1 protein-coding gene is annotated in these 614 nt (G+C 60.9%); it reads right to left on the reverse strand.

Translation table 11 applies throughout. The features are described from left to right. On the reverse strand, window positions 1-614 hold a 614-nt coding region (locus tag AB4Y97_RS21010; RefSeq protein ID WP_442000976.1), incomplete at both ends, for a heparin lyase I family protein.

Genomic DNA, 614 nt, shown 5'->3' on the forward strand with positions numbered 1-614 from the left:
GTCCCCTTGACCATATCGAAGCCGGTGTACTGGACGGCCATGCTTTCCGAAGCGGTCGAGCGGTAGACGCCTTCCTTCCAGTACGGGCCGACCTGATCGGGATAGCCGAGCGCGCCGTTGTAATGGACGAGCTGGGTGCCGTCGCGCCACACGTCGAGCGCACCGTTGCCATAAGGATCGAGCTTGACCTGGATCTTCATGTCGTACCAATGGCCGCGCTGCAGGTCGGTGCTGTCGGTGTAGAGCGGCATGTAGACCGGCGCGTTCTTGGTTGGCTGCTCGGTGGTGTAGCGGCCGGTGACGCGCATCTTCTCGCCCACCATCTCGATCGCAAACGGCGTCGGGCCGGAATAGTCGCCCGCGTCCTCGGTTTGGTGCAGCTGGCCCATCACGAGCCAGTCGGCGGTGTTCTTGGCGCCGGGCTCGACCATGAACTTGTAGCTGATCGTGTAGGTCTGGTTGTAGTCGAGCTTCTTGTAGCTGGCGATCTCCGAGCGGTCGGTCGTGTTCGCGCCGTACATTCCGTAATCGCCCTGGTGCACTTCAAACCGCATCGTGTCACCATTCTGCGAGAAGCTGTACGGACGGCCGGCATTATGAAGTTCGTAAGTATT

This window comes from Microvirga sp. 2TAF3, from assembly GCF_052114965.1.
Classification (GTDB): Bacteria; Pseudomonadota; Alphaproteobacteria; order Rhizobiales; family Beijerinckiaceae; genus Microvirga.